General features: G+C 74.7%; 3 protein-coding genes. All 3 read left to right on the forward strand.

Annotated elements, in window-relative coordinates; translation table 11 throughout:
• The coding region (locus DQW06_RS24690; RefSeq protein ID WP_117199405.1) for a class II 3-deoxy-7-phosphoheptulonate synthase at positions 1 to 1,326 on the forward strand (1,326 nt) is incomplete at its 5' end.
• The gene (gene aroH / locus DQW06_RS24695) at positions 1,323 to 1,694 is read left to right on the forward strand and encodes a chorismate mutase (RefSeq protein ID WP_013152224.1); all 372 of its coding nucleotides are present in this window, start codon (positions 1,323 to 1,325) and stop codon (positions 1,692 to 1,694) included. The genes DQW06_RS24690 and aroH, both read left to right, overlap by 4 nt.
• Positions 1,691 to 2,578: prephenate dehydrogenase (locus DQW06_RS24700; RefSeq protein ID WP_117199406.1), on the forward strand; the 888-nt coding region annotated here is incomplete at its 3' end. The genes aroH and DQW06_RS24700, both read left to right, overlap by 4 nt.

The following is a 2,578-nucleotide window of genomic DNA, read 5'->3' on the forward strand; positions in this document are numbered from 1 at the left end:
CCCGCCGAACAGCAGCCCGACTGGCCCGACCCCGAAGCCCTCTCCGACGCGCTCACCGACCTGGCCTCCTACCCGCCGCTGGTCTTCGCGGGCGAGTGCGACCAGCTCAGGGCCCGCCTGGGCGCCGTGGCGCGCGGAGAGGAGTTCCTCCTCCAGGGGGGCGACTGCGCCGAGGCCCTCGACGGCGTCTCCGCCGACCAGATCAGGAACAAGCTCAAGACGCTCTTCCAGATGGGCGCCGTGCTCACCTACGCGGGCTCCGTCCCCGTGGTGAAGGTGGGCCGCATCGCCGGGCAGTACGGCAAGCCGCGTTCCAGCCCCACCGAGACCCGTGACGGGGTGAGCCTGCCCTCCTACCGCGGCGACGCCGTCAACGGACGCGCGTTCACCGCCCGCGACCGGCGCCCCGACCCCGAGCGGCTCAAGCGCGCCTACCACGCCTCCGCGGCGACCCTGAACCTGGTGCGCGCCTTCACCACCGGCGGCTACGCCGACCTGTCCCAGGTGCACGCCTGGAACCGCGACTTCGTCCGCGACTCCCCCGCCGGTCGGCGCTACGAGCGCCTGGCCCGCGAGATCGACAACGCGCTGGCGTTCATGCGGGCGTGCGGGGTCACCGACGCCGAGGCGGTGCGCACCACCGAGTTCTACTCCTCCCACGAGGCCCTGCTGCTGGACTACGAGACGGCGCTGACCCGCGTGGACTCGCGTACCGGCGGACTCTACGCCGTGTCCGGGCACATGGTCTGGATCGGCGAGCGCACGCGGCGGTTGGACGGGGCGCACGTGGAGTTCGCCTCGCGCATACGCAACCCGGTCGGGGTCAAGCTCGGCCCGGGCGCCGAACCCGACGATGTGCTGGCGCTGGTGGACAGGCTCGACCCCGACCGCGAGCCCGGACGGCTGACCCTCATCACGAGGATGGGCGCCGGGCGCGTCCGCGACCGGCTTCCCGCGCTGGTGGAGAAGGTCACGGCGTCCGGTGCGCGGGTCGCGTGGGTGTGCGACCCCATGCACGGCAACACCTTCACCGCCGGCAGCGGGCACAAGACCCGGCGCTTCGACGACGTCCTGGACGAGGTGCGGGGCTTCTTCGAGGTCCACCACGCCCTGGGCACCCACCCCGGCGGCATCCACGTGGAGCTGACCGGCGACGACGTGACCGAGTGCGTGGGCGGCGGGAGCCGCATCGGCGTGGACGACCTGCGGCGCCGGTACGAGACCGCCTGCGACCCGCGCCTGAACCGCAGCCAGTCCCTGGACCTGGCCTTCCTGGTCGCCGAAGTGCTGGGAGAGGCCCGCCGGGCGAAGGAGGCGCGCCGATGAACGTGTGCGCGGTACGCGGAGCGGTGCAGCTGGACCGCGACGAGAGGGAGCACCTGCTCGCGGGGGTCCGCGAGCTGCTCACCAAGGTCCTGGACGCCAACGGCATCGGCAGCGAGGACCTGGTGAGCATCCTGTTCACCTCCACCTCGGACCTGGTGAGCGCCTTCCCGGCGGAGGCGGCGCGCGAGCTGGGGCTGCTGGACGTGCCCCTGATGTGCGCGCGGGAGCTGGACGTGTCCGGGGCGCTGCCCCGGACGGTGCGCCTGATGGTGCACGCGCGCAGCGGCCTGGCCCGCGCGGACGTCCAGCACGTCTACCTGGGCGGAGCCGCGTGCCTGCGCGAGGACCTGGAGGGCGGTGCGCAGTGATCCGCACCATGGCGGTGGTCGGCACGGGACTCATCGGAACGTCCGTGGCGCTGGCCGCGGGACGGCACGGGGTCGCCGTCCACCTGATGGACCGGGACCCCGCCGCGGCCCGCACCGCCGCCGCGCTGGGCGCCGGAACGGTCGGCGCCCCGGCCGAGGCGGTGGACCTGGCCGTGATCGCGGTGCCGCCCAGCATGGTCGGCGCCGTCCTGGCCGAGCAGCAGCTGCGCGGCCTGGCCCGGGCCTACACGGACGTGGCCAGCGTGAAGTCCGCGCCCGGCCGGGACGTGCTGAGCGCCATCGCGGACCCGGTGACGTTCATCGGCGGCCACCCCCTGGCCGGCCGGGAGCGGGCGGGTCCCCTCGCGGCCCGCGCGGACCTGTTCGAGGGCCGCACCTGGGTTCTCACACCGACGGCGGCCACCGCGCGACCAGTGCTCAACCGGGCGCTGGAGATGATCTGCCTGTGCGGCGCGGTCCCGGTGATGATGGACAGCCAGGCCCACGACGACGCGGTGGCGCTGACCTCGCACGCACCGCACGTGGTGGCGAGCCTCATGGCGGCGCGGTTGCGCGGCGGGGCCGAGGAGGCCTTCCGCCTGGCCGGGCAGGGGTTGCGCGACACCACCCGCGTCGCGGGCGGCGACCCCCGGCTGTGGACCGACATCCTGCGCGCCAACTCCGGGCCGCTGGTCGGGGTGCTGCGCGACCTGCACGAGGACCTGTCACTGGTGCTGGCCTCCCTGGACGTGCTCTCCCGCTCCGGTCCGGGGCAGGGCGCGCGCGAGACGGGCCGGGTGCGCGACCTGCTGGACCGGGGTTCCCAGGGCCTGGGACTGCTCCGCGAGCAGCCGCCGGGCGGGGCGCGTCTGCGGGTGGCGGTG

It is taken from the genome of Nocardiopsis sp. TNDT3 (assembly GCF_003427465.1).
Lineage (GTDB): Bacteria > Actinomycetota > Actinomycetes > Streptosporangiales > Streptosporangiaceae > Nocardiopsis > Nocardiopsis dassonvillei.